General features: G+C 44.9%; 19 protein-coding genes. 13 read left to right on the forward strand and 6 right to left on the reverse strand.

The window, feature by feature from the left end; genetic code table 11:
- Positions 1-16 precede the first annotated feature (16 nt).
- From AAGA51_RS15990 to gabT, 6 genes are all read left to right on the forward strand, one after another.
- Positions 17-1,501: an aldehyde dehydrogenase gene (locus AAGA51_RS15990; protein WP_042481407.1), complete on the forward strand. Its 1,485-nt coding sequence runs from the start codon at positions 17-19 to the stop codon at positions 1,499-1,501.
- A 37-nt stretch (positions 1,502-1,538) separates the two neighbouring features.
- Entirely contained in the window at positions 1,539-2,816 is a 1,278-nt protein-coding gene (locus AAGA51_RS15995) for an NAD(P)/FAD-dependent oxidoreductase (protein ID WP_042481404.1), read from the forward strand.
- Between the two features lie 18 nt (positions 2,817-2,834).
- Positions 2,835-3,701, forward strand: coding sequence for an N-carbamoylputrescine amidase (gene aguB, locus AAGA51_RS16000; RefSeq protein ID WP_042481401.1), 867 nt, complete (start codon positions 2,835-2,837; stop codon positions 3,699-3,701).
- Between the two features lie 12 nt (positions 3,702-3,713).
- Positions 3,714-4,796 (forward strand): agmatine deiminase, encoded by a 1,083-nt coding sequence (gene aguA / locus AAGA51_RS16005; protein ID WP_042481398.1) that lies wholly within the window; start codon positions 3,714-3,716, stop codon positions 4,794-4,796.
- A 69-nt stretch (positions 4,797-4,865) separates the two neighbouring features.
- Entirely contained in the window at positions 4,866-6,293 is a 1,428-nt protein-coding gene (locus tag AAGA51_RS16010) for an NAD-dependent succinate-semialdehyde dehydrogenase (protein ID WP_042481395.1), read from the forward strand.
- 15 nt (positions 6,294-6,308) lie between these two features.
- A complete protein-coding gene (gabT, locus tag AAGA51_RS16015; RefSeq protein WP_042481393.1) occupies positions 6,309-7,586 on the forward strand; it encodes a 4-aminobutyrate--2-oxoglutarate transaminase in 1,278 nt (425 codons plus the stop codon).
- A gap of 115 nt (positions 7,587-7,701) precedes the next feature.
- Here the strand turns inward: gabT and AAGA51_RS16020 are convergent, their stop codons facing one another.
- Positions 7,702-8,262: an isochorismatase family protein gene (locus AAGA51_RS16020; protein ID WP_042481390.1), complete on the reverse strand. Its 561-nt coding sequence runs from the start codon at positions 8,260-8,262 to the stop codon at positions 7,702-7,704.
- Between the two features lie 216 nt (positions 8,263-8,478).
- Between AAGA51_RS16020 and AAGA51_RS16025 the strand changes: the two genes are divergently transcribed.
- On the forward strand, positions 8,479-9,267 hold the full coding sequence (locus AAGA51_RS16025; RefSeq protein ID WP_042481388.1) for an AraC family transcriptional regulator: 789 nt from the start codon (positions 8,479-8,481) through the stop codon (positions 9,265-9,267).
- Between the two features lie 41 nt (positions 9,268-9,308).
- On the opposite strand, the gene AAGA51_RS16030 is transcribed toward AAGA51_RS16025, so the two are convergent.
- From AAGA51_RS16030 to AAGA51_RS16040, 3 genes are all read right to left on the reverse strand, one after another.
- Positions 9,309-10,193: a MurR/RpiR family transcriptional regulator gene (locus tag AAGA51_RS16030; protein ID WP_042481385.1), complete on the reverse strand. Its 885-nt coding sequence runs from the start codon at positions 10,191-10,193 to the stop codon at positions 9,309-9,311.
- A gap of 131 nt (positions 10,194-10,324) precedes the next feature.
- The gene (locus tag AAGA51_RS16035; protein ID WP_042481380.1) at positions 10,325-11,104 is read right to left on the reverse strand and encodes a DUF4886 domain-containing protein; all 780 of its coding nucleotides are present in this window, start codon (positions 11,102-11,104) and stop codon (positions 10,325-10,327) included.
- 12 nt (positions 11,105-11,116) lie between these two features.
- Complete coding sequence (locus tag AAGA51_RS16040; protein ID WP_042481379.1) at positions 11,117-12,163, reverse strand: porin; 1,047 nt, start codon at positions 12,161-12,163, stop codon at positions 11,117-11,119.
- Between the two features lie 542 nt (positions 12,164-12,705).
- On the opposite strand from AAGA51_RS16040, the gene dcuC reads away from it, so the two are divergent.
- Genes dcuC through AAGA51_RS16060 form a run of 4 tightly spaced genes read left to right on the forward strand, consistent with a single transcriptional unit; the run spans position 12,706 to position 18,274 of the window.
- Positions 12,706-14,067 carry a C4-dicarboxylate transporter DcuC gene (gene dcuC, locus AAGA51_RS16045; protein ID WP_042481376.1) on the forward strand — a complete coding sequence of 454 codons (1,362 nt, stop codon included), beginning with the start codon at positions 12,706-12,708 and terminating at the stop codon, positions 14,065-14,067.
- A gap of 9 nt (positions 14,068-14,076) precedes the next feature.
- Complete coding sequence (locus AAGA51_RS16050) at positions 14,077-15,435, forward strand: class-II fumarase/aspartase family protein (protein WP_042481373.1); 1,359 nt, start codon at positions 14,077-14,079, stop codon at positions 15,433-15,435.
- A complete protein-coding gene (locus tag AAGA51_RS16055) occupies positions 15,435-17,114 on the forward strand; it encodes an NAD-dependent malic enzyme (protein WP_042481369.1) in 1,680 nt (559 codons plus the stop codon). Before AAGA51_RS16050 ends, AAGA51_RS16055 begins: the two co-directional genes overlap by 1 nt.
- Positions 17,115-17,149: 35 nt before the next feature.
- Positions 17,150-18,274 (forward strand): M20 family metallopeptidase, encoded by a 1,125-nt coding sequence (locus AAGA51_RS16060; protein ID WP_042481367.1) that lies wholly within the window; start codon positions 17,150-17,152, stop codon positions 18,272-18,274.
- 205 nt (positions 18,275-18,479) lie between these two features.
- On the opposite strand, the gene AAGA51_RS16065 is transcribed toward AAGA51_RS16060, so the two are convergent.
- Both AAGA51_RS16065 and AAGA51_RS16070 read right to left on the reverse strand, forming a co-directional pair.
- Positions 18,480-19,133 carry a glutathione S-transferase family protein gene (locus AAGA51_RS16065; RefSeq protein ID WP_042481365.1) on the reverse strand — a complete coding sequence of 218 codons (654 nt, stop codon included), beginning with the start codon at positions 19,131-19,133 and terminating at the stop codon, positions 18,480-18,482.
- Positions 19,134-19,243: 110 nt separating this feature from the next.
- Entirely contained in the window at positions 19,244-20,173 is a 930-nt protein-coding gene (locus AAGA51_RS16070; protein WP_042481360.1) for a M14 family metallopeptidase, read from the reverse strand.
- A 121-nt stretch (positions 20,174-20,294) separates the two neighbouring features.
- On the opposite strand from AAGA51_RS16070, the gene AAGA51_RS16075 reads away from it, so the two are divergent.
- A complete protein-coding gene (locus AAGA51_RS16075; protein WP_042481357.1) occupies positions 20,295-21,203 on the forward strand; it encodes a DUF808 domain-containing protein in 909 nt (302 codons plus the stop codon).
- A gap of 143 nt (positions 21,204-21,346) precedes the next feature.
- Complete coding sequence (gene rlmC, locus AAGA51_RS16080) at positions 21,347-22,480, forward strand: 23S rRNA (uracil(747)-C(5))-methyltransferase RlmC (protein WP_042481354.1); 1,134 nt, start codon at positions 21,347-21,349, stop codon at positions 22,478-22,480.
- The last annotated feature ends 23 nt before the right edge of the window (positions 22,481-22,503 follow it).

A 22,503-nucleotide genomic window follows, 5' to 3' on the forward strand; every position in this document is an offset into this window, starting at 1 on the left:
ATCACAAGGAGAGCGTATGAACACCCAAGAGCAATGGATTGAGTTAAAAGATAATCTAAACATTGAAAATCGGGCCTATATTAACGGTGAATACAGCGCCGCGCTGAGCGGGCAGACGATTCCCGTAGTAAACCCAGCAACAGACGAAATCATTACAGAAATCGCTCGTTGCCAAAGTGAAGATGTCGATCTTGCGGTATCATACGCTCGACGAATTTTTCAATCAGGTCAGTGGAGTGAAAGCAGTCCTTCTTATCGAAAAGCAGTACTGAATCAGTTCGCTAACCTGATTGAACAAAACCGAGAAGAGCTAGCACTACTTGAAACGCTCGACACAGGTAAACCTATCTCCCACAGTTTTTCTACCGATATTCCAGGTGCTGCTAATTCACTGCGCTGGTACGCGGAAGCGATCGATAAAGTGTACGGTGAAGTCGCACCGACAGAAAAAGACGTACACGCTTTTATTTCCCATCAACCGATTGGTGTTATTGCTGCTGTTGTTCCGTGGAACTTCCCTCTATGGATTGCATGTTGGAAGCTTGGCCCAGCATTGGCTGCGGGTAACAGCGTTATTTTAAAACCTTCAGAAAAATCTTCTTTAACCGCGATTTTCCTTGGTCAGCTTGCGGCTCAGGCTGGCATGCCTAACGGTGTGTTCCAAGTGATTACTGGCTTCGGTCATGAAGCAGGTGATGCCTTAGCAAAACACCACGATGTAGATTGCATCGCCTTTACTGGTTCAACACGGATTGCTGGTCAGTTGATGGTCAGCTCAGGTCAAAGCAACCTAAAACGCGTCTTCGCGGAAGCTGGTGGTAAGAACGCCAATATCGTTTTTGAAGATTGCGACGATTTAGACCGCGCAGCAGCAGAAACGGCTTCTGGTTGTTTTTATAACCAAGGTGAAGTGTGTGTTGCAGCGACTCGTTTGCTGGTTCATGAGAGCATCAAAGATCAGTTCATCGAAAAAGTGATTGCAGCAGCAAAAGCGTTCACGCCAAAAGACCCTATGAATCCAACATCATCGATGGGCGCACTTATCGACCAAGACCACAAAGCGAAAGTTCTGGAATACATTTCACTAGGTCAGGCTGAAGGCGCAACCCTACGTTGTGGTGGAGATGTTGAAGGTCAAGGCGCGTTTGTTGAACCAACCATTTTGGACAACGTCAGTAACAAAATGCGTGTTGCTCAGGAAGAGATTTTTGGTCCTGTACTTTGCGTCATTCCATTTAAGGATGAAGCTGAAGCTATCGAGATTGCCAACGATTCTAAATACGGCTTAGGTGCCGCATTGTGGAGCAGCAACATCAATCGAGTACACCGTGTTGCCAAGCAGCTACAAGCTGGCTCCGTTTGGGTCAATAACTACAACGAAGGGGATATGACTGTCCCGTTTGGTGGATTCAAAATGAGCGGTAACGGCCGTGATAAATCACTCCACGCTCTGGAAAAATTCACTGAAACCAAAACCACTTGGATTCGTATCCACGCTTAAGCCCACTGACGATTACGATAAATAAAGGAATATGATTATGAACAAGCATACGGACTCGTATTACGCTGATTCTGTGCCAAATATGCCAGATTACCCTCAACTTCAAGACAACATTGAATGTGACATCTGTATTGTCGGTGCCGGTTTCTCAGGGCTTTCTTCCGCGATTCATCTGGCGGAAAAAGGGTTTAAAGTCGTCGTTCTAGAAAGTGCCAAAGTTGGATTTGGAGCAACTGGCCGTAACGGTGGACAGATCGTCAATAGCTACAGCCGAGATGTTGATGTGATTGAAAGCCGTTATGGTCAAACCCAAGGAAAAGCTTTGTGTGAAATGATCTTCGAAGGTGGCGATATCATCCGTGGCCTCATCGATAAATACAATATCGAGTGTGATTTCAAACAAGGTGGCCTGTTCACCGCTCTCAACAATAAGCAGTTAAAAGGGCTTGAAGAACACAAGCGCAACTGGGAGCGCTACGGTAACGACCAACTTACTCTGCTGGATGCAAAAGAAATCGAGCAAACCGTTGGTACAAAAGTGTATACCGGTGGTCTTTTGGATATGCGTGGCGGTCATATTCACCCGCTTAAACTGGCGTTAGGTGAGGCTGCGGCGTTTATGTCACTGGGTGGTCAGATTTTCGAACAGTCAGCGGTACTGTCGATTGAGAAAGGTGCTAACCCAGTTGTGAAAACAGCGTTGGGCAGCGTTAAAAGCAAGTACCTTGTGCTGGCTGGCAATGCTTATCTTGGTGGTTTGGCACCGAATATCAGTAACAAAGCGATTCCATGTGGTACTCAGGTAATTACAACGGAACCTCTGTCTGACGAGCAACTGCAACAAGTATTAACCAGCGGTTATTGTGTTGAAGACTGTAACTACTTATTGGACTACTTCCGTCTGACGGCAGATAACCGTCTGTTATTCGGTGGTGGTGTAGTTTACGGCGCTCGCGACCCAGAAAATATCGAAGCTCTGATCCGTCCGAAGATGGAAAAAGTCTTCCCGCAATTGAAAGGCATCAAAGTCGATTACACATGGACAGGGAACTTCTTACTGACCTATTCACGCATGCCTCAGTTTGGTTCGTTCGCAGACAACATTTACTACCTGCAAGGTTACAGCGGTCATGGTGTTACCTGTACACACCTAGCGGGCAAATTGCTGGCAGAAACATTAACAGGCCATGCGGAGCGTTTTGATGCTTTCGCAGCGCTAAAACATTACTCATTCCCAGGCGGTCGCCATTTCCAAGTTCCATTTACAGCGATCGGTGCGGCTTACTACAACTTACGTGACAAATTGGCAATTTAAGAGATAAGGAACATCGAAATGAGCAGAGTCGTTAAATTTGCAGCTATTCAGCTATCTAAAAGCTGGGATCTGGAAGATAACCTGAACAAAGAGAAAAAAGCCATTCGTGAAGCGGCACAAAACGGAGCGAATGTTATTCTTCCTCAGGAACTGTTCGCTGCCCCTTACTTCTGCAAAAAGCAGGAAGCAAAATATTTCGAGTTGGCAGAAGAAACAGAAAACTGTCTCCTAATCAAAGAAATGAGTGCGTTAGCTAAAGAGCTTAACGTAGTGATTCCGGTTAGCTATTTCGAGCGTTCTGGTAACAACTTCTTCAACTCACTAGTCATGATTGATGCTGACGGCACAGTGATGGACAACTACCGTAAGTCACACATTCCTGATGGTCCGGGTTACAGCGAAAAATACTACTTCAGCCCTGGCGACACAGGTTTCCGTGTATGGCAAACCAAGTTCGGCAAATTTGGCGTGGGTATCTGTTGGGACCAATGGTTCCCAGAGCTAGCTCGTAGCCTAGCATTGCATGGTGCAGAAGCGATCTTCTACCCAACAGCAATTGGTTCTGAACCTCAAGACCCTACACTGGATTCACGTGACCACTGGCAACGCACAATGCAAGGTCACTCTGCTGCAAACCTAGTACCTGTTATTGCTTCAAACCGTGTAGGTACAGAAGTGGATGATGGCATTGAAACTACTTTCTACGGCTCTTCTTTCATTACCGACCACACAGGTGGAAAGATTGCAGAAGCGCCACGTGAAGGCGAAACCATCATCTACGCAGAGATCGATTTAGATGCGACAGCGAAAGCTCGTCATGCTTGGGGCTTATTCCGCGACCGCCGTCCAGACCTTTACACGAGCGTTGGCAAACTAACCGTTTAAAGGGGCGTTAAGATGAAGTTGTCAACAACTCCGGCGCAAGATGGCTTCTATTTTCCGGCTGAATTTCAGCCGGTCAGTGAAGTGTGGTTAGCATGGCCAGAACGTCGTGATAACTGGCGTGAAGACGCTAAGCCAGCGCAAGAAACCTTTGCCAACATTGCTAATGCTATCTCTCAAGTGGCAAAAGTTCGTGTGGCGGTATGCTCTGGCAGTTATGACCGCGCACGTGAAATGCTCGATTCAGAGGTTCGCTTAGTGGACATTCCATTTAACGATGCTTGGATGCGAGATATAGGTCCGACGGTTGTCATCAATGATAAGGGTGAGCGCCGAGGCATAAGTTGGAAATTCAACGCTTGGGGTGGTGAATACAATGGGCTTTATGATAACTGGCAACAAGACGATTTAGTGGCAGCTTCAGTCTGCGACATTATCGGCATTGACCATTATCAAGCGCCGTTTGTATTGGAAGGTGGATCAATTCATACCGATGGTGAAGGAACACTTTACACCACCGAAGAGTGCTTGCTGAGTCCGGGACGCAATCCTCATCTGAGTAAGTCAGAGATTGAAGCGCTACTGAAACAGTATCTGGCGGTTGAGAAAGTGATTTGGGTACCGAATGGCCTGTTTAACGATGAAACTGACGGACATGTTGATAACCTCATGCACGTCATTGCGCCAGCGAAAGTGGTGCTAAGTTGGACAGATGATCCAAGCGATCCACAATACGATTTGTCTCGCGAAGCAGAAGCTGTTCTGAAATCTGAAACTGATGCGAAAGGTCGAGCGATAGAAATCGTGAAGTTACCACTGCCGGGACCACTACACTATAGCGAGAACGAAGTGAGCGGGATTGATGTGAGTTCTGGTATGAATCGCAGCGCAGGAGAAAGGCTAAGCGCTTCATACGCGAATTTTCTTATCGTCAATAATCATGTGTTTTTGCCACTGCTTGATAAAAATACAGACGCACAAGCGGTAGAGATTTTGAGCGCGGCGATGCCGAACCATCAGATTATCGGTATTCCGTCCAGAGAGGTTCTTTTGGGCGGTGGGAACATCCACTGCATCACTCAGCAGATCCCAGCGTAATTTAAAGTTGTGTTGTTCAGTCGGTGAAATCTTCTGAGCAACGCAGCAAAGTCATCATAAGGATTGACCATGCAACAGATACAAAACAAAAGCCTTCTTTCGTTTATGGTGTCGAATGAAGCGGAAGGGATAGCGGTAACTAACCCAGCCACAGGCGAAGTCATTGGTTATGCACCGATGTCAGCAGAAAGCGACATTCTCAATGGCATTGAACGAGCGAGTGTCGCTCAGAAAGAGTGGGCGGCGATGCCAGCGAAAGCGCGCTCGGCGTTGCTACAAAAATGGAATCAATTGATTCTGGATAACAAACAAGATCTTGGTCGTCTTATGACGCTTGAGCAAGGTAAGCCGTTGGCGGAAGCTCAGGGTGAAGTGGTATATGGCGCGAGCTTTATCGAATGGTTTGCTGAAGAAGCAAAACGCACTTACGGCGAAACGATTCCAGCCCCGAGTAAAGACAAACGCTTAGTGACCATCAAGCAACCTATCGGTGTTGCCTGTGCAATTACGCCGTGGAACTTCCCAATTGCGATGATTACTCGTAAAGCAGGCCCAGCTTTGGCGGCAGGTTGTAGTTTTATCGTTAAGCCTTCGGAATCAACCCCTCTTTCTGCATTTGCAGTGGCAGAGTTGGCTTATCAGGCAGGCATTCCTCGCGATGTGTTGCAGGTGGTTCTGGGTGAAACTTCTCGTCAAGTGGGCGGTATTTTCACAACACATCCTCTGATTCGTAAGCTTTCGTTCACTGGCTCTACTCAGGTCGGCAGTATCCTAATGCAGCAAAGCGCTGCGGATATCAAACGCACCTCTATGGAGCTGGGTGGCAACGCGCCTTTCATCGTGTTTGATGATGCAGATATTGATGCCGCGGTCACCGGCGCGATTGCTTCTAAGTTCCGCAACGCGGGGCAAACCTGCGTGTGTGCTAACCGCTTCTATGTTCACAGCAAAGTGTATGACGATTTCGTCACTAAGTTTGATGCTGCAGTACAGAAACTGAAAGTCGGTAACGGCTTGGAAGCTGGCGTGAACATTGGTCCAGTGATCAGTGAATCGGCAAAACAAAATATCCAAGCACTGATTGATGGAGCCATTGAGCAAGGCGCGAAACCTGTGTCTGAATTGCACCAGTTAGATGGTCTGTTCATGCAACCTGTAGTGCTGAAAGATGTGACTCACGATATGACGATCGTCTCGCAAGAAATTTTTGGACCAGTTGCGCCTGTGATTCGTTTTGATAACGACGATCAACTGATCGAAATGGCGAATGACACTATCTACGGCTTGGCTTCTTACTTCTACAGTCAAAACATTCACCGTGTATGGAAGATTGCCGAAGCGCTTGAGTACGGCATGGTGGGCATCAACGAAGGTTTAATCTCTACTGAAGTCGCACCATTTGGTGGTGTGAAACAATCTGGTATCGGACGTGAAGGCGCGAAGCAAGGCATCGATGAATACATGGATGTGAAATACCTGTGCTTTGGCGGAAACTAATTTAAGGACGAAAAAATGACAAACCAACAACTACACCAAAGAAGAAGTCAGGTCATTGCTCAAGGGATGGGCGCTCTGTATCCCCTATATGTAGAAAAAGCTGAAAATGCCTATGTATGGGATGTGGAAGGCAACAAGTACATCGATTTTGCAGCCGGTATCGCAGTAACGAATACAGGACATGCCAACAAACGAATCAGTGAAGCGGTGAAAGCTCAGCTAGATAACTTCTCTCATACCTGTGCGATGGTCACGCCTTATGCTTCATTCGTTGAGCTAGCGGAAAAGCTGACCGAGTTGGCTCCGGGTGATACTAAGAAAAAAGCCATCTTCTTAACTACAGGTGCAGAAGCGGTAGAGAATGCAGTGAAAGTGGCGCGTGCGCATACTGGTCGTAGCGGTGTTATTGCTTTTAAAGGTGGTTTCCACGGTCGTACACATATGACAATGGGCTTAACTGGCAAAATTGCACCTTATAAAGTGGGCTTTGGTCCTTTCCCGAGTGAGATTTTCCATGCGCCTTACCCGAACGCTTTCCACGGTATCAGTGTCGAGCAGAGCCTGCAGGCACTAGAAGATCTGTTTGCATGTGATATCGAACCTGCACGCGTTGCAGCGATCATTTTTGAACCTGTGCAAGGCGAGGGCGGTTTCTACCAAGCGCCAAGAGAATTTGCACAAGGTCTGCGTAAACTCTGTGACAAACACGGTATCGTTCTGATTGCTGATGAAATCCAAACAGGCTTTGCTCGCACAGGTAAAATGTTTGCAACGGAATACTTGGGCATTGAACCGGATCTGATGACCATGGCGAAAGGTATTGCTGGCGGTTTCCCAATCTCTGCTGTTGTAGGTAAAGCAGATGTGATGGATTCAGCCTTACCGGGCGGCCTTGGTGGTACGTATGCTGGCTCGCCACTGGGTTGTGTAGCTGGCTTAGAAGTGCTGAAAATCATCGAAGAAGAAGATTTGTGTACCAAAGCAATGAGCATTGGTGAAGTGGTAAACGCTCGCATGAGCAAGCTACAGCAGTCTGTACCTGCGATTGGTGAAATCCGCACCACGGGCGCGATGATGGCGATTGAGTTTACGGATCCGCAATCAGGCGCTCCTTTGCAAGATGTCACCAAAGCGGTGATCAGCAAAGCTCAAGAGAACGGTCTGATCCTGCTTTCTTGTGGTGTGAAAGCGAACGTGATTCGCCTGCTACCACCGCTGACCATTGAGTTCGATGTGCTTAATGAAGGTTTGGATAAACTAGAAAAAATCATTCTAGAAGTGGTTAACGCGTAATAAGTTCTCACTCAGACCTTATTAGCAAAAGAGCCTGCGAGTTGGTGAAATCACTCGCAGGCTCTTTTATTTGAGGGATAACCCCTATCAGAGACAAGCTAATCCGTAGCGCGATTTAGCTCAGTACTTCTTCGTGGGTTTTAAGCGAAATAACACCTTCGGTCGGCGTTAAGTTAGACCATATGAAGTTATGGAATTTGATGATGTCACTTGCGCTCATTTCCAGTTTGTCAGCCGTTGTATGACAATCGGAAACCACCACAATATTAAAGTCTTCTACCAGTGCGGTGTGAATGGTTGCGTTAACACAAAAATCAGTCGCCAACCCTGTGATATAAAGGGTTCCAACATTTAATGAGTCTAAAAGCTCTTTCAAATTTGTCTGATAAAAAGCGCCATTAACGGTTTTCTCGACGGTGTAATCTGCATCACTGATGACAAGCTCTCTGACGATTTCAAAATCTTCTGTACCCGGCAATAAGTAGTTTTCTTTAATACCGTTATGCTGAATGAAAATAACGGGTAAGTTTTTGGCGCGGAAAGCATGAGAAAGCTTATTGATTCTTGAAATAACGCCTTCTCTGTCGTGTCTTGGTGTGTGGAAACAGCCTATCTGCATATCAATGATCAACAGGGCTTCGTTGCTCCCATCCCCTTTCGTTGTCGAGTCCGTCATGTCACTGTAATCCTTTACTTTCAGCCAAATGAAGGTCGCATTATAACCACTAAACTCTTGGCTATGCAGCCAAAATGAAGCCGATAGAGGCTATTTCTTCATTTATCTACGCTAGGGTTTTGATATCTGCTTTCATCTCGTTTAAAGTCTTTAACCTGATAAATATCGTTAAAAAGACATAGTTCTTTAGGAACATAGCTCGACAAGGAAAGCAGAGTGAAAAAACAGGCGAGAAATCTTCATCCTTCACTAGCAATTGCTAAAGCGCCTTCAGACGTATTCATGAACTTCGAAGCGTTTTTGTCGAATACGGAAACGCGCGTACACAGCCACGCTTGGGGGCAAGTTCAGTTAATTGCTGGTGGCATATTGGAAATGGAAGCGGAAGACACCCGTTTTCTTGCTCCACCTCATCTCGCAATTTGGGTTCCAGCAGGCACTCGACACAAGAGTTTTAACCGTAAGCCTCTGGATTATTGTTCCATCAATATTTCAGCCGAAATGACACACGCTTTCCCGACCAAAACGAGCCTGATTAAAGTGACTCCGATAGTGACCGCTATCATTGATGACTTTCGCATGCGTGAAATCGGTGTGGCGGAAAGTGTCGAAGACAAACGTCTGTTGCAGGTATTGATTGACCAACTTGCGACACGCGAAATGCAGCAGCACTTTTTGCCGTCCAGCCACCACAAATATTTGGCACCGATTTTAGCGGCGGTAGAAGAGAACCCGACCGATAACACCAGCTTGCAGCAGTGGGCTGAGCGAGTACACACTACCGAGCGAACGCTCGCCAGATATTGTCAGGCAGAACTCGGCATGAGCTTTACTGAGTGGCGCTTGCGTGTTCGCTATCTGCACTCAATGGACTTACTCCGAAGTGGACACTCGGTCAAAGAGGTCGCCTTAACCTTGGGATACAACCAAGCCAGCCCGTTTATTGCCATGTTTAAAAAATACTCCGGCCAGACGCCGGAGCAATATAAGAACCGTTTGTTGTAGTAGTTCCTCTTCAAACTCATCAATAGTTGTGAAGTAGAACGCTACTTAAATTCAAGGGAAGAAAAGGTGCCAAAGAACTTAAACAGTTCTTCAAGCTCCTCAAAGTTGTCATCACCATTCGATTCTCTCTGGACGAGAAACAGCAGCAGTTCAACAAAAAGGAAACCAATGGTGCGGCTGTGGAATATTGAGTCGACATCACTGGGCAGTACATACTGAACATCACTATATATGCTGTAAGGGTTGGAGTGCGTGTTCGTCACTACCGTGACATGCGCATTTTTGAGGTTGAAGAGTTTTGTAATATTCAGCACATCCGGATTAAACCGGTAGTATGAAAAAGCAATCAAAACGTCTTTATCACTTACTCCAAGCAGAGCTTTAGGTAGATCTCCCTTATCCAAAGGCAGCAAGACAACATTTGAGCGGCTGTATTTCAGTAATGTTGAAAAATGGATAGCTAGAGCGTATGAAGACGCTGGGCCAACAACATAGATAGTCCTTTCTTTATCCATGATCATCTTTGCAAGACTTTCTAGGTTTTCCATATTGAGGTCTTTGGAAAACTGCTCAATCAGTTGGCTAACATTTCCAATATAGCGTTGTGCTTCGGATTTGATATCACTGATTTGGCTGGTCTGCTTGGACTTATTTGCCTCTATTGGAGAGACCATAGTGTGAGTAATGAGCTCTCTCTTGAGCGCACTCTTAAACGCTGCATAGCCAGTGAAGCCAAGTTTGTTGAGGTAGCGTCCAATGGTGGCTTTGCTTACTCTAGCCTTTTGCGCTAAATCGATAATTCCATAGTACGAAAGTTCTTCAAAATGATTGATGATGAAAGAGTTGAGTGCTGCTTCTGACTCTGTGTAAGGTTGTAGTTTCTCTGCTAACTGCTTATAAGTTGTCAAATCAAGATGATCTTTCATGGAAGTTTAACCGTTGTTTTTCTGAGATTGCGCAGAGTAACACAGAGTCTCAAGGGTTTAAGTTTACGTTCTGTGAAAGTTGACCAAGTTAAAAAGGTCTTCTTCTTATTCCAAGAAGAAGACCGGTACGATTAACGTTGAGATTGGTAATTTTGCACCGTTTTCCACGCTATTGCTTGTAGTTTCTTCGCTATATCTGGCGACATATCACTATCTACAGGTACATCACCACCTATCGGTGATTGGTTGTAAAGTGTGGCAAAGAATACCGAAGCTGCCAGATAAGTACCCGCTAAAGAAGGGTGCTTACCATCACTATGATAGAGTTCGATATCTGGATGTTGTTGAAGGCTATTGGCAAATGCCAAGCCAACTGGGGCTACGTAGCCTCCCGTCTCCAGAGCGATTTCGTCATAAGCCTTTGCCAACGCTTGAGTTTGTTCAGGATGTGCCTTTTGCGCCCATGTCATGAAATAGACCACCTTTGAGCCTGCATCATGAGCAATTTTCGCCATAGATTTTGCGGAAGTTTGGAAGTACTCCCTTGATTCACTTTTGTTACTAATCGGCTCCATCGAGTTGCCTTGTAGAATGACCACATCCCAAGCTTTTAACGTGTTCTGGAAGCGCAAATTAGGTTCATGCCAGCCCAATTGTCCGCTAGAAATCGTAATGCCGCGGTAGCTGTAACCTTTCGCGTTGTCAGGCAGCAATGAACGAGTTAAATCACGTAAACGAGTATTAAGGTTGTTGTTGTAGTGCGTGTAAGAATTGCCATAAATAGCGACAACTTTGTTTTCACCGTCCATTTTAACTGTTGGAGATGGGGCAATGAGGATGTCAGCGTACACTGAGCTGCTACCAAACATTAACGCTGCTGCAAGCAAAGAGCTCTTTATTTTACTGTTCATGTCGTTTAGTCCTTAGAAGTCGTAACGGAGTCCAACAATGATTGCGTCATCGTCGCTGTCGGCATTTTTTGCGGCAATTTCACGATCGTACGTCACAGAAAGGTATGTACGACTCGCCAAAGTCCATTGCCCTTCAATACGCCAGTCTTCTTTTTCATAGATATCTTCACCATCCTCGTCTAAGAAGCTGTAACCTGCAAGAATTTTGAAGTTGTCCCATTGGTAAGCAACAATTGAGTCAATACCAAAATATTTTTCATTGCTATTATTGTCAGTGTCGATATTTATATAATCAGCAGTAATACCAAATGAGAAATTATTAAGTGAAAGTTCAATGCCGGCGATAATTTGATCATGCTGTTCACGAGATGTAGCTGTACTTTCACTGTCTCGGTTGAACTGGCTAAATGCAATTGCTGGAGAAACTCTGAATCCATCGCTTTTATAATTCATACGATAACTTGCCATTATGCCGTTATCTAAGCGTTCATTTTCATTGTTTCCAATAACGTAGGCAGCTTGAATTTCATGAATTCCAAATTTTCCTTCATATTGCAATGTGGAATCTTGGCGATTATATGAATAAGAAGTATCTATTGAAGATAAACCAAAGTTATAGATACCAGGAGTGAAGTTTTTATATTTATCAGTAATCTTCATTACTTGATACAAAGGGTTTTTCGTTCGGCCAAAAATTAAAGTGCCGAATTTATCATTTTCTATTCCTAGATAGTTATAACGAGCTTCCAAACTTTCTCCTGCGTCAAAGCGAGTGTCATTTTTTTCAGTTCGGACTTGCCATTCAAACTTACCTAATACTCTAGTGTTTTCAACGGCGCTTAGCTCTCTGCTCATGTCGAAGCCTAAACGGCCGCTCATGCGACCAGCCAAGTCATCTTCTGAAGCAAAACTCTCATCACCATGAGCGATTTGAGCTTCAAGTCGACCATAAATATCAAGGCTATTGGTATCGTCTTTGTAGACGTTTTGTGCTTGAGCCATTCCTGAGAAACAAAGGGTAGAGATAATGAGAGTTAAGAGTTTTTTATTCGTTACCATTGCTGCAACTTTCCTTATTTGTTATTGGAAATTGCATCCTAGATTGCATGTTTTTTAAAATGTAAGGGAAATTAATCTTCCCTAAATAAAGTTTGATTAACTTCATATTTGTCTATTTTTTAAGTAAGAATTCATGCTCGGTTAATTTATATGTGTATTTTTATTTATTATTTTTTATGGTGAAATAAATTAATTGGGCTTGATTTGTGATTTACGCAACGTTCTTGGTGTGTCTGAACTAGGTGAAAAATAGAAAGTGAGAAAAACGATTTCTCATCATAATACCTAGGAGGCGTAACGCTCTAATTATCTTTGTAGATAATACATGTGATTACTTTTTGTAATAATTCGTTCTTAAGGTATTCGCGAGGTTGTTGAATTAAATTGCTACGTTAGAATTTTTAGTTTGTGTTTAATCTAGCGCATCTAATTAAGAATTTTTAAACGCTTCACACTTTTATATGGGAAAAACAGGTTCCCATATTGTTATTTATGTTGGGTCACCAATATAAGGAGACTTACTACTATAAAAAGGTGAACAAATGATTGCTCTACTCGCTCTGCCTATCGTATTTGGGGCAGGATACTTAATAGTTAAGAAATATAACACTCAGGCTGTGTTGTTTGGCGCGGGTTTACTGATGATGATAGTTGGGGCGTTGGTTGGCGGCCCAGAATTCTTACCAAAAGGGGCTAAGCCTTCTGGTGCCACAGCGGTGGATTTTTTCCTAGTTATTAAAACCATTAGTTCGTCTACACTCGCTAACCTCGGTTTGATCATTATGGCTGTAGGTGGTTTTTCAAAATACATGGGACATATCGGCGCAGCCAATGCATTGGTTAAAGTCACCACTAAACCGCTTTCTGCCATTCGTAACCCATATATCATTTTGGCGTTAACCTACATTTTGGGTCAGTTCTTAAACGTATTTATTCCAAGTGCTGTTGGCTTGGCAATGCTGCTTTTGGTTGCACTGTATCCAGTACTTGTGGGTATCGGTTGTACGCCAGCTTCGGTTGCAGCGGTGCTGGCAACAACCGCTTGTTTGGACTTAGGTCCTGCATCTGGTGCTTCAAACAAAGCGGCAGAAGTGATTGGTATTGATGCGGCTGCTTACTTTGTTCAACATCAGTTGTTCGTTGGTGTTTGTGTTGCGGTTGTGATTGCTGCTCTGCACTTTGTTTGCCAAAAGTGGTTTGACAAACGTGATGAAGCAAACGGTGTTACTTATGAACTTAATGCTAAAGAAGACAACTCTCGCCCAGCACCACTATGGTTCTCTGTGTTACCTGTACTTCCTCTAGCATTGCTACTGACTTTCAGCAAATTTGCCATTACCTCAATTAAGATCGATGTGGTGACAGCAATGTTTATTAGCTTAGGCGTAGCAATGTTGTGTGATTTTATTTACTCGAAAGACGGCCGCGCAGTGGCTGCATCGCTGAAAGTTTACCTGCAAGGTATGGGTGATGTGTTCGCAAGCGTTGTATCTTTGATCATCGCAGCTCAAACATTTGTGATTGGTTTAACAGCAATTGGTTTTATCTCTGGCATGTTAGGCTTAGCAACACATCTAGGTTTTGGCTATATGCTGATGGTTATTCTGCTTGTGGCAATTATCGGTGTAACGGCGTTGCTATCAGGTTCAGGCAATGCAGCATTTTTCAGCTTCTCTAACTTAGCTCCGGATGTTGCAGCTCATGTCGGCGTATCAACGGCAGCACTGGCGCTTCCAATGCAGCTTTCTGCTGGTATCTTCCGCTCATTTTCACCAGTTGCAGGTGTAGTGATTGCTTGTGCAGGCGTAGCGGGTGTACCACCGACAGAACTTGTTAAACGTACAGCTATCCCAATGATTGGTGGATTGCTGACTCTTCTCATCATTACCTTTATTGGAGCATAGGAAATCAATATGCATGGTTCAAACGTTTCTGTTTTTGACTCAACACTTTACTCACCGCTGTTCACGCAAAAAGAGATGAAGCAAGTTTGGTCAGATAACAACTTGATCCGTACATGGTTAACTTTTGAGGTTTCTATTGCCAAAGTGCAAGCTGAGTTGGGGTTAATTCCCCAACCAGCAGTTGCTTCAATTACTAAGGTTTGCCGTATTGAAAATATCGACTGGGCTCGCCTTGCTCACGATACACAAACGGTCGGAATGGCCATCAAACCTTTGGTTGACCAACTTTCTGAACAAGGCGACGACTACGTAAAAAAATATTTGCATTGGGGTGGTACAACCCAAGATCTTCTTGATACTGGCCTAGCTATGCGCATCAAGCAAACAATGGATTTAATTCGTGTGCAGTTGACCACCTTAGGTGATCATCTACAGCAGATGGCTTTGAAACATAAACATACCGTAATGGTTGCTCGCACCAATGCTATGGATGCACTGCCAACCACATGGGGTTTGCAAGTAAGCAGTTATTTGTTGGAAGTGACTCGTCACGTCAAACGTCTTGATGAAATGTATGCTCGTGTAACTACCGGAGTTTATGGTGGTGCGATTGGAAACTTGTCATCGATTGGCTCCCAAGGTTTAGAGATGCGCAAAGGTCTGTTCGCTGAGTTAGGCTTGACTGAACCGAAAGGATTAGGTAATGCCAGTATGGATCATGTGGTTGAATTGATTCAATTCTTCGCACTTATCCATGGCACTCTATGTCGCATCGCTAACGACACAGAAATGATGGGGCGAGCCTCAATTGCAGAAGTTCGCGAAGGCGAAGGCGGTGGTGGCTCAAGCGCAATGCCGCATAAAGCCAACCCTCGTGCTGCAAACATGATTCAAACCCTTTCTCGTATGGGGTGGATGTACGCAAGTGGCGCGCCAAATCTCATGGATCAACAAGATGTACGTTCTGCCTCTATGCGTGTGCTGAACTGGAGCTTAGTGCCTGAAGCTGCATTAGCTGTATCGACTTCGTTAGAGCGAGCTCATCGCTTGATTGCGAACTTGATTGTGAATGAATCAAAAATGCTGGAGAACTTCGCTGCTTCGCGAAACTTCGTGATGTCTGAAGCGGTGATGATGAAAGTGGCAGAAAAAGTCGGCAGAGGTGACGGCTACAACAAGGTGAAAGCGGCTATTGCCAATGCACCTGAAATGGGCAGCTTAAATGAAGTGTTAGCGCTAGATCCGGAAGTTTCAGCCATTTTAACCACAGAAGAAATTGATGCTGCATGTGACCCTAAAAATTACCTTGGTTGTAATGACGCTTTGATTGATGAAACCGTTGAACAGTATCGAGAGGTAATAGGGTAATGCCAAAGAAAATGTTTGTCAGACAGGCTGGAAATACCCTACTGAATACGCCCTTGCTGAACAAAGGCAGCGCGTTTTCATCTGAAGAGCGTAAAAGTTTTAACTTATCAGGGTTGTTACCAGCCAATATTGAAAGTATTGAAGAACAAGCAAGCCGAGCGTACGAGCAGTTTTCATTGTTCTCATCAGAGTTAGATAAACATATCTATCTACGAAATATCCAAGATACCAATGAAACTCTGTATTTTAAGCTCATTGATCAACATATCGAGGAGATGATGCCGATCATCTACACACCAACAGTAGGTGATGCATGTCAGAAGTTTTCTCAAATCTATCGTCGTAACCGAGGTCTGTTTCTTAGTTACGAAGAACAAGATGAACTAGAAGAAATCCTCAATAACGCTCCAAACAAAGATGTCAAAGTTATCGTTATTACGGATGGAGAACGCATTCTCGGTCTCGGTGACCAAGGCATTGGTGGCATGGGTATCCCTATTGGGAAGTTAGCTCTGTACACCGCGTGTGGAGGTATTAACCCAGAACATACCTTACCGATTGTATTGGATGTCGGTACGAATAATTCCGCGTTACTTTCTGATCCAATGTACATGGGGTGGCGTCATCCGCGTGTGTCGGGTGAACAATACTACGATTTTGTCGACGATTGTCTGAAAGCAATTCGTCAACGTTGGCCAGATGCTTTGATCCAATTTGAAGATTTTGCTCAAACCAACGCAATGCCTCTTTTACAGCGTTATCAAGATAAGTTTTGCTGTTTTAATGATGATATCCAAGGCACCGCATCGGTAACTGTGGGTACTTTACTTGCGGCAGCAAATGTGACGGGAAAACCCTTGTCCCAACAAAAAGTGGTTTTCGCGGGAGCGGGTTCTGCCGGTTGTGGCATTGCCGAAGCCATTATTGCTCAAATGGTCTATGAAGGTATCAGTGAGCAACAAGCCCGAGAGCAGATCTTCATGGTTGACCGCTGGGGATTGTTAGAGCAGGGAATGACGGGATTGCTCTCTTTCCAACAGTCTTTGGCACAACCAACCTCTATTCGTACCCAGTGGGAGGTTGATGCGAATACGGAAATCAGCTTGCTAGATGTTATTCAGAAAGCGAAACCTGACGTATTAATCGGCGTAACAGGTGTGCCTGGTTTATTTAATCAACCGATCATCGAAGCGATGGCCGCTGGGTGTGAGCGTCCTGTTGTAATGCCGTTATCAAATCCCACTAGCCGTGTCGAAGCGAAGCCTACTGATATCATTACTTGGACTGATGGCCGCGCCATTGTTGCCACTGGCAGCCCATTTCCTGATGTTGTGTATAAGGGCGTTAAATACCCTATCGCGCAGTGTAACAACAGCTACATATTTCCTGGGATTGGCTTGGGTGTTATCAGTGCAAATGCCAATCGAGTAACCAATGAAATGCTACAACAGGCGAGCATGACGTTGGCATCAATGTCGCCGATGTTGAAAGGCGGGAAGCAGCTTTTACCGCCACTGAGTGATATTCAAAACGTGTCGCGAAAGATAGCGATTGAGGTCGCGAAGAAAGCCGTGCAGCAAGGGAAAGCAACAGACAGAACTGAAGAGCGACTCTCAGAGCGCCTTGAGGAGGAGTTTTGGCAGGCGCAATACTGTGAATATCGACGCATCGCTTCATAGAGCAAAGACGGTGCTATAAGTATCTAGGAGTTAAGATGAAGTTTTCTATTGAAGAATATCTTGAAGAGTTACGTCCGTTAATTAACGTTGATTGCGGAACTTATACAACAGCAGGTATTGAGTTCGTTGCTTCACAATTTGAGGAAAAGTTTAATGCTATGTCCAATTGGCACATTAAACGAATTGAATGTGGTAGAGCTGGCGTTGGTTTAGAGATTCGCAATAAGCCAGATTTAGAGCAGATCGATGTGCTACTTGTTGGTCACATGGATACGGTTTTTCCCGTTGGTACCGCAGCGCAGCGCCCTATGTCAATAGACGCCGAAAAAGCGTATGGTCCGGGTGTTTCAGACATGAAATCTGGGCTTCTTAACATGGTTTATGCTTTGCGCAATTTGGATTCAGAAGTGTTGAGTAAGCTGTCCATCGGTATTTGTATGAATCCCGATGAAGAGAAAGGCTCATTGGATTCTGTTGAGTGGATCCAATCGGTCGCAAAACTGGCTAAAAATGTACTGGTTTTGGAAGCGGCAAGAGCAGATGGCGGGTTAGTGAAAGCTCGCAAAGGGATGGCTCGCTACAAAATTTCGTTTAAAGGTGTTGCAGCGCACGCAGGTAATGAACCTGAAAATGGTCGTAGTGCTATCACCGAAATGGCTCATTGGATTTTAGCGGTTAACGCAATGACCAATTTCCATTCAGGCACCACATTGAACGTTGGTATTGTCTCTGGTGGCTCGGGGGCGAATGTCGTATCTGAACATGCTGAAGCGATTGTCGACATACGTTTTTGGAACAACGAAGAGTATCAAGAGATCGATCAAAAACTGAATGGGTTGGTTGAAATGCCTTTCACTGACGGCGTAACGATTAACTTGGAACGCGAAGCTTATAAACCTTCAATGATCCATGGTCCGAAAACGGAGCCGTTGATGGCGCTAGTAGAGAAAGCGGCTCAAGAGCTGTCTATCGACATTAACTGGAAAGAAGCGGGTGGTGGTTCTGACGCCAATCATACAGCCATACTTGGAATTCCGACCCTCGATGGTTTTGGACCTATTGGCGCAGGATTCCATAGCGACAAAGAGTATCTGCTACTTGAATCCATAGAGCCTCGCATCAAAATGCTCATTCGAGTGCTGGAAAAAATCGCTGAATAATCTGAACAAAATAAGATATGCGCGGAACTAAAAAGCTGGCTCCTTGATAAGAACTTTCGACCCAAAGGACTTGTCGCAGGGGAGCCAGCTTTTTGTCTATTTTGAGGATGGATTAAATCTTTATGTGATTTAAACAATCAACCATGATGTGAAAAATACTCCGGACAGACGCCGGAGCAGTATAAAAACCGTTTGTTGTAACTGGCTATTCGCTGAGCTTTTTCATCGCTTTTTGATAGCTTTCTACTTTTTCAACTTGCTCTATGTACTTCTTAATGTGGTGGTAAGGAGACATGTCACAACGTGCAGTGGCAAGTTGCAGAGCTAGTACCATCTGGAAATCTGCGCCAGAAAGTTCATCACCAGCAAACCATTTGTTATTAGAAAGATGCTTATCCACCAACTTGAGTTGAGGAATTATTCTTGGGTCAATGAAGTATTGGTTTAACGCCTGCACAAACTTTTTAATCACAGGTTTAATAAAGAACGGCATTGGTTTATCGACCGCTTTTGATAAAACCAGTCGCATTACCAACAAAGGCATCATTGAGCCTTCAGCAAAGTGCAACCAGTAACGGTAATCTAACAGAGCTTTGGGATCTTTAGGTCTGAACTGTTGCTCGGTGTCGTAGGTATCAATCAGATATTCAATGATTGCGCCAGATTCAGCAATTACCAGTTCGCCATCGGTAATAACCGGCGATTTACCCAGCGGGTCGATTTGCTTGAGTGACTCTGGCGCGCCGTAGGTTTTAGGGTCGCGCTGATAAACTTTAATTTCGTAAGGAAGATTTAACGCTTCTAATAACCACGCAATGCGATTAGAGCGAGATTGAACGAGATGGTGCAGGATAATCATAAAGGCCTCTGACGTTACTTATTGATTTATCCTGCTAGTCTCACCAATCGCCAAGCATAGGTCAATTTAAAATACGCTATACATTGGCGAGAGTGATATAAGATGTACGGTTATTGGTTAGCTAGCTGACGGATCACATAGTCCAGAGCACCAACTACTGCAGCAACCTGAGCATCGTTACATTCTTCATCAGTGACTTTCGGGCTATCAGGGTAGACTTCCGTTGTAGTGCCGTATTGGCAATTTGTTACACCACCACATAGGCCAAGCTTCTTCATTGGGTAAAGAATCACACCATGTTGAACCACATCTGAACCGATGATCTGTCCGTTCGCGTCTGCTGGCGCAATGTGTGTTACTTTCGCAACAGATTCAATAACTGCCGCTTGGAATTCCAGCTGAGGCAATTCAGTGTCGCCAACGGTGTAAAAACCGTCTGGAATGCTGTCGGCTTCGTAGTCGATGCCATCGCGAGCGGCTAAAGCAGGGCGAAACTCGGTTTCATCTGTGTCTGTTGTTTCATGCAAATCAATATGAACTAAAACTTCTTGAGGCAGGCTTGCTACCAATGCCATTAGGTTTGCTGACTCTTCTGCTGGGCTGTCAGCATAGAACGAACGGTTTGGATCAATCGCATTAGGGTTCCAGCGGTTGATGGTTTCGTATCCCCAAGGGCTGACGCAAGGCGCAGCAATAATATTGAAGTGCTGCTTGTAGCGTTTAGCTTCGTTTGCCATAAACTTAAGTGCGCCATGTACACCGCTAGTTTCGTAGCCGTGAACACCGCCAGTAATCAACACGGTTGGTTTGTTCGCTTGCCAGTTTTTGCTTTTGATTGAGAACAGCGGGTAGCGCTCTTTGTCATAAGACAAAGCACCGTATTGCTCCACAACAAATTCGTTTTCTAACGCTTTAATTTTGGGCACAACTTCTTGCTGATATTCGCGTTTGATGGTTGTTGTCGCTCGCCATTGTAGGCGTTCAGCCTCTCCCCATTTTTGACCAGGGGTTCCGATTGGGTAAGCTTGTGAATTGTTCATTACTTTCCTTGGAATAATTATTCTCATGCCATGGGATGAGCGTTATTAAAGATGTTTCATCATTTCTGACAGGCTGCTATGTTACCTCTTGTTTTATACAAACCCAAAAAGAGAATGTCATATGGCTGGAGCTAGCTTACTCACTTTATTAGACGACATCGCAACCGTACTCGACGATGTTGCTGTGATGTCGAAAGTGGCAGCAAAGAAAACCGCAGGTGTGCTGGGGGATGACTTAGCACTGAATGCTCAACAAGTGTCTGGTGTAGCCGCAGAGCGCGAAATCCCAGTGGTATGGTCGGTGGCGAAAGGGTCATTTCGTAACAAACTGATCTTAGTACCTGCTGCATTGGTGATCAGTTCATTTGTTCCTTGGCTGATTATGCCTTTACTGCTGCTCGGTGGTTTGTTTCTTTGCTTTGAAGGCGCAGAAAAAGTGCTGGAGAAACTGTTTCACTCCACGCCAAAGAAAGAACCAGAAGAGGCGATGGCGGAGTTGCAACAAGTAAGCATTGAAGAGTATGAAAAAAGCAAAATCAGTGGCGCGATTCGTACCGACTTTATTCTGTCTGCTGAAATTATTGTGATTGCTTTGGGCACGGTTCAAGGCAAAGAAATGATGACGCAAATTATCGTCGTGAGTTTAATTGCGATGGTCATGACCGCCGGAGTTTATGGTTTGGTGGCTGGCATTGTAAAGCTGGATGATCTCGGTTTTTATCTTGAGAGAAAATCCAAAGGCGAAGGGTTAATGGCAAAGCTGGGTGGTGTGCTGGTTGCTTTCGCGCCTAAACTGATGAAAGGTCTGACTGTGGTTGGCACTGCCGCGATGTTTTTAGTCGGTGGCGGTATCGTTGTGCACAACGTGCCGTTTATTCATCATTGGGTTGAGCCTATTATTATGAAACTGCCTGACCTCACTTTAGTTAATGCGCTGGTTCCAACGTTACTGAATGGAGCCATTGGTGTGGCAGCAGGTTTAATTGTTGTCGCGGTTATGGAAGTTATCCATAAAGTGCGCGGTAAATAAACCGAAATACAGCATGAATTTGTTGCGTTAGGCTAGGCTTGTTTGCCTCGCGGCGACACATGAGTATTTAGGTGAAATATTTATTTGGCGATTTGTCGCTAGGCGAATAGACTAGCGCTTTTCGAAATTTGGTGACCACTGCTATGCAATGCGAGTTCTTTACTCAGCAACTATGTACTTCCTGCACGAACTGCGCTCAGCCTTATCAACAACAGGTTTCTGTAAAAGATGCCGAATTGAAAACGCTGTTGGCTGAGCTTAATTCAGAGCAGTGGTTGTCGCCTGTCACTAGCAGTGAAACTCGCTTCAGAAATAAAGCAAAAATGGTTGTGCTTGGCGCAGCTCATGCGCCAATTTTGGGTATCGAAAATACGCTCAATGGTGAGCCACTTTCTTTAACGCATTGTCCTTTGTATCCGCAAGATATGCAGGATTTACTGGCGTATCTGCAAAACTGGATTCGCACTTCCGGTATTCCCCCGTACAACAAAATCAAAAAGAAAGGTGAACTGAAATTCATCTTGCTAACTCGCAGTGAGCATGGTGGTAAGTTCATGTTGCGTTTTGTTGCGCGTAGTAAAGAGGTGTTGCCTCGTATCACCATCAATCTGCCTAGATTACTTGAAGATTTTCCTGCTATAGAAGTGGTATCAGTGAATATTCAGCCAGTACACATGGCGCGTTTGGAAGGTGATGAAGAGATCTTTTTGACCGAGCAAGAGTATCTGATTGAGCGCTTCAACGATGTGCCACTGGTAATTCGACCTAAGAGCTTTTTCCAGACCAACCCGAAAGTCGCACAGGCGCTATACGCGACGGCTAGAGATTGGGTAAGAGAAATTTCGCCAAGCAAAATGTGGGATCTGTTCTGTGGTGTTGGCGGATTTGCGCTGCATTGTTCTACACCAACGACTGAAGTGATTGGTATCGAGATTGAGCCGGAAGCCATTGCCAGCGCAAAACGATCTGCGCATGAGATGGGTATCGATAACCTGAGTTTTGCCGCGTTAGATTCCGCTCAGTTTTCACATTCTCAAAATGATGCGCCTGATTTGGTATTGGTTAACCCGCCACGCAGAGGCCTTGGTAGCAGTTTGACGGACCAACTGGAAGCGCTTGCGCCAAAGCATATTGTCTACTCAAGCTGTAATCCTCACACCATGAATGAAGACGTGAAGAACTTACCAAGCTACAAAGTGGTGAAAGTTCAGTGGTTTGATATGTTCCCACATACCAACCATGCTGAGGTGTTAGCGCTTTTAGAAAGAGTAAGCTAGTCAGTTGGAGTTAACATCGCCGC

The organism is Vibrio diazotrophicus (assembly GCF_038452265.1).
GTDB lineage: Bacteria > Pseudomonadota > Gammaproteobacteria > Enterobacterales > Vibrionaceae > Vibrio > Vibrio diazotrophicus.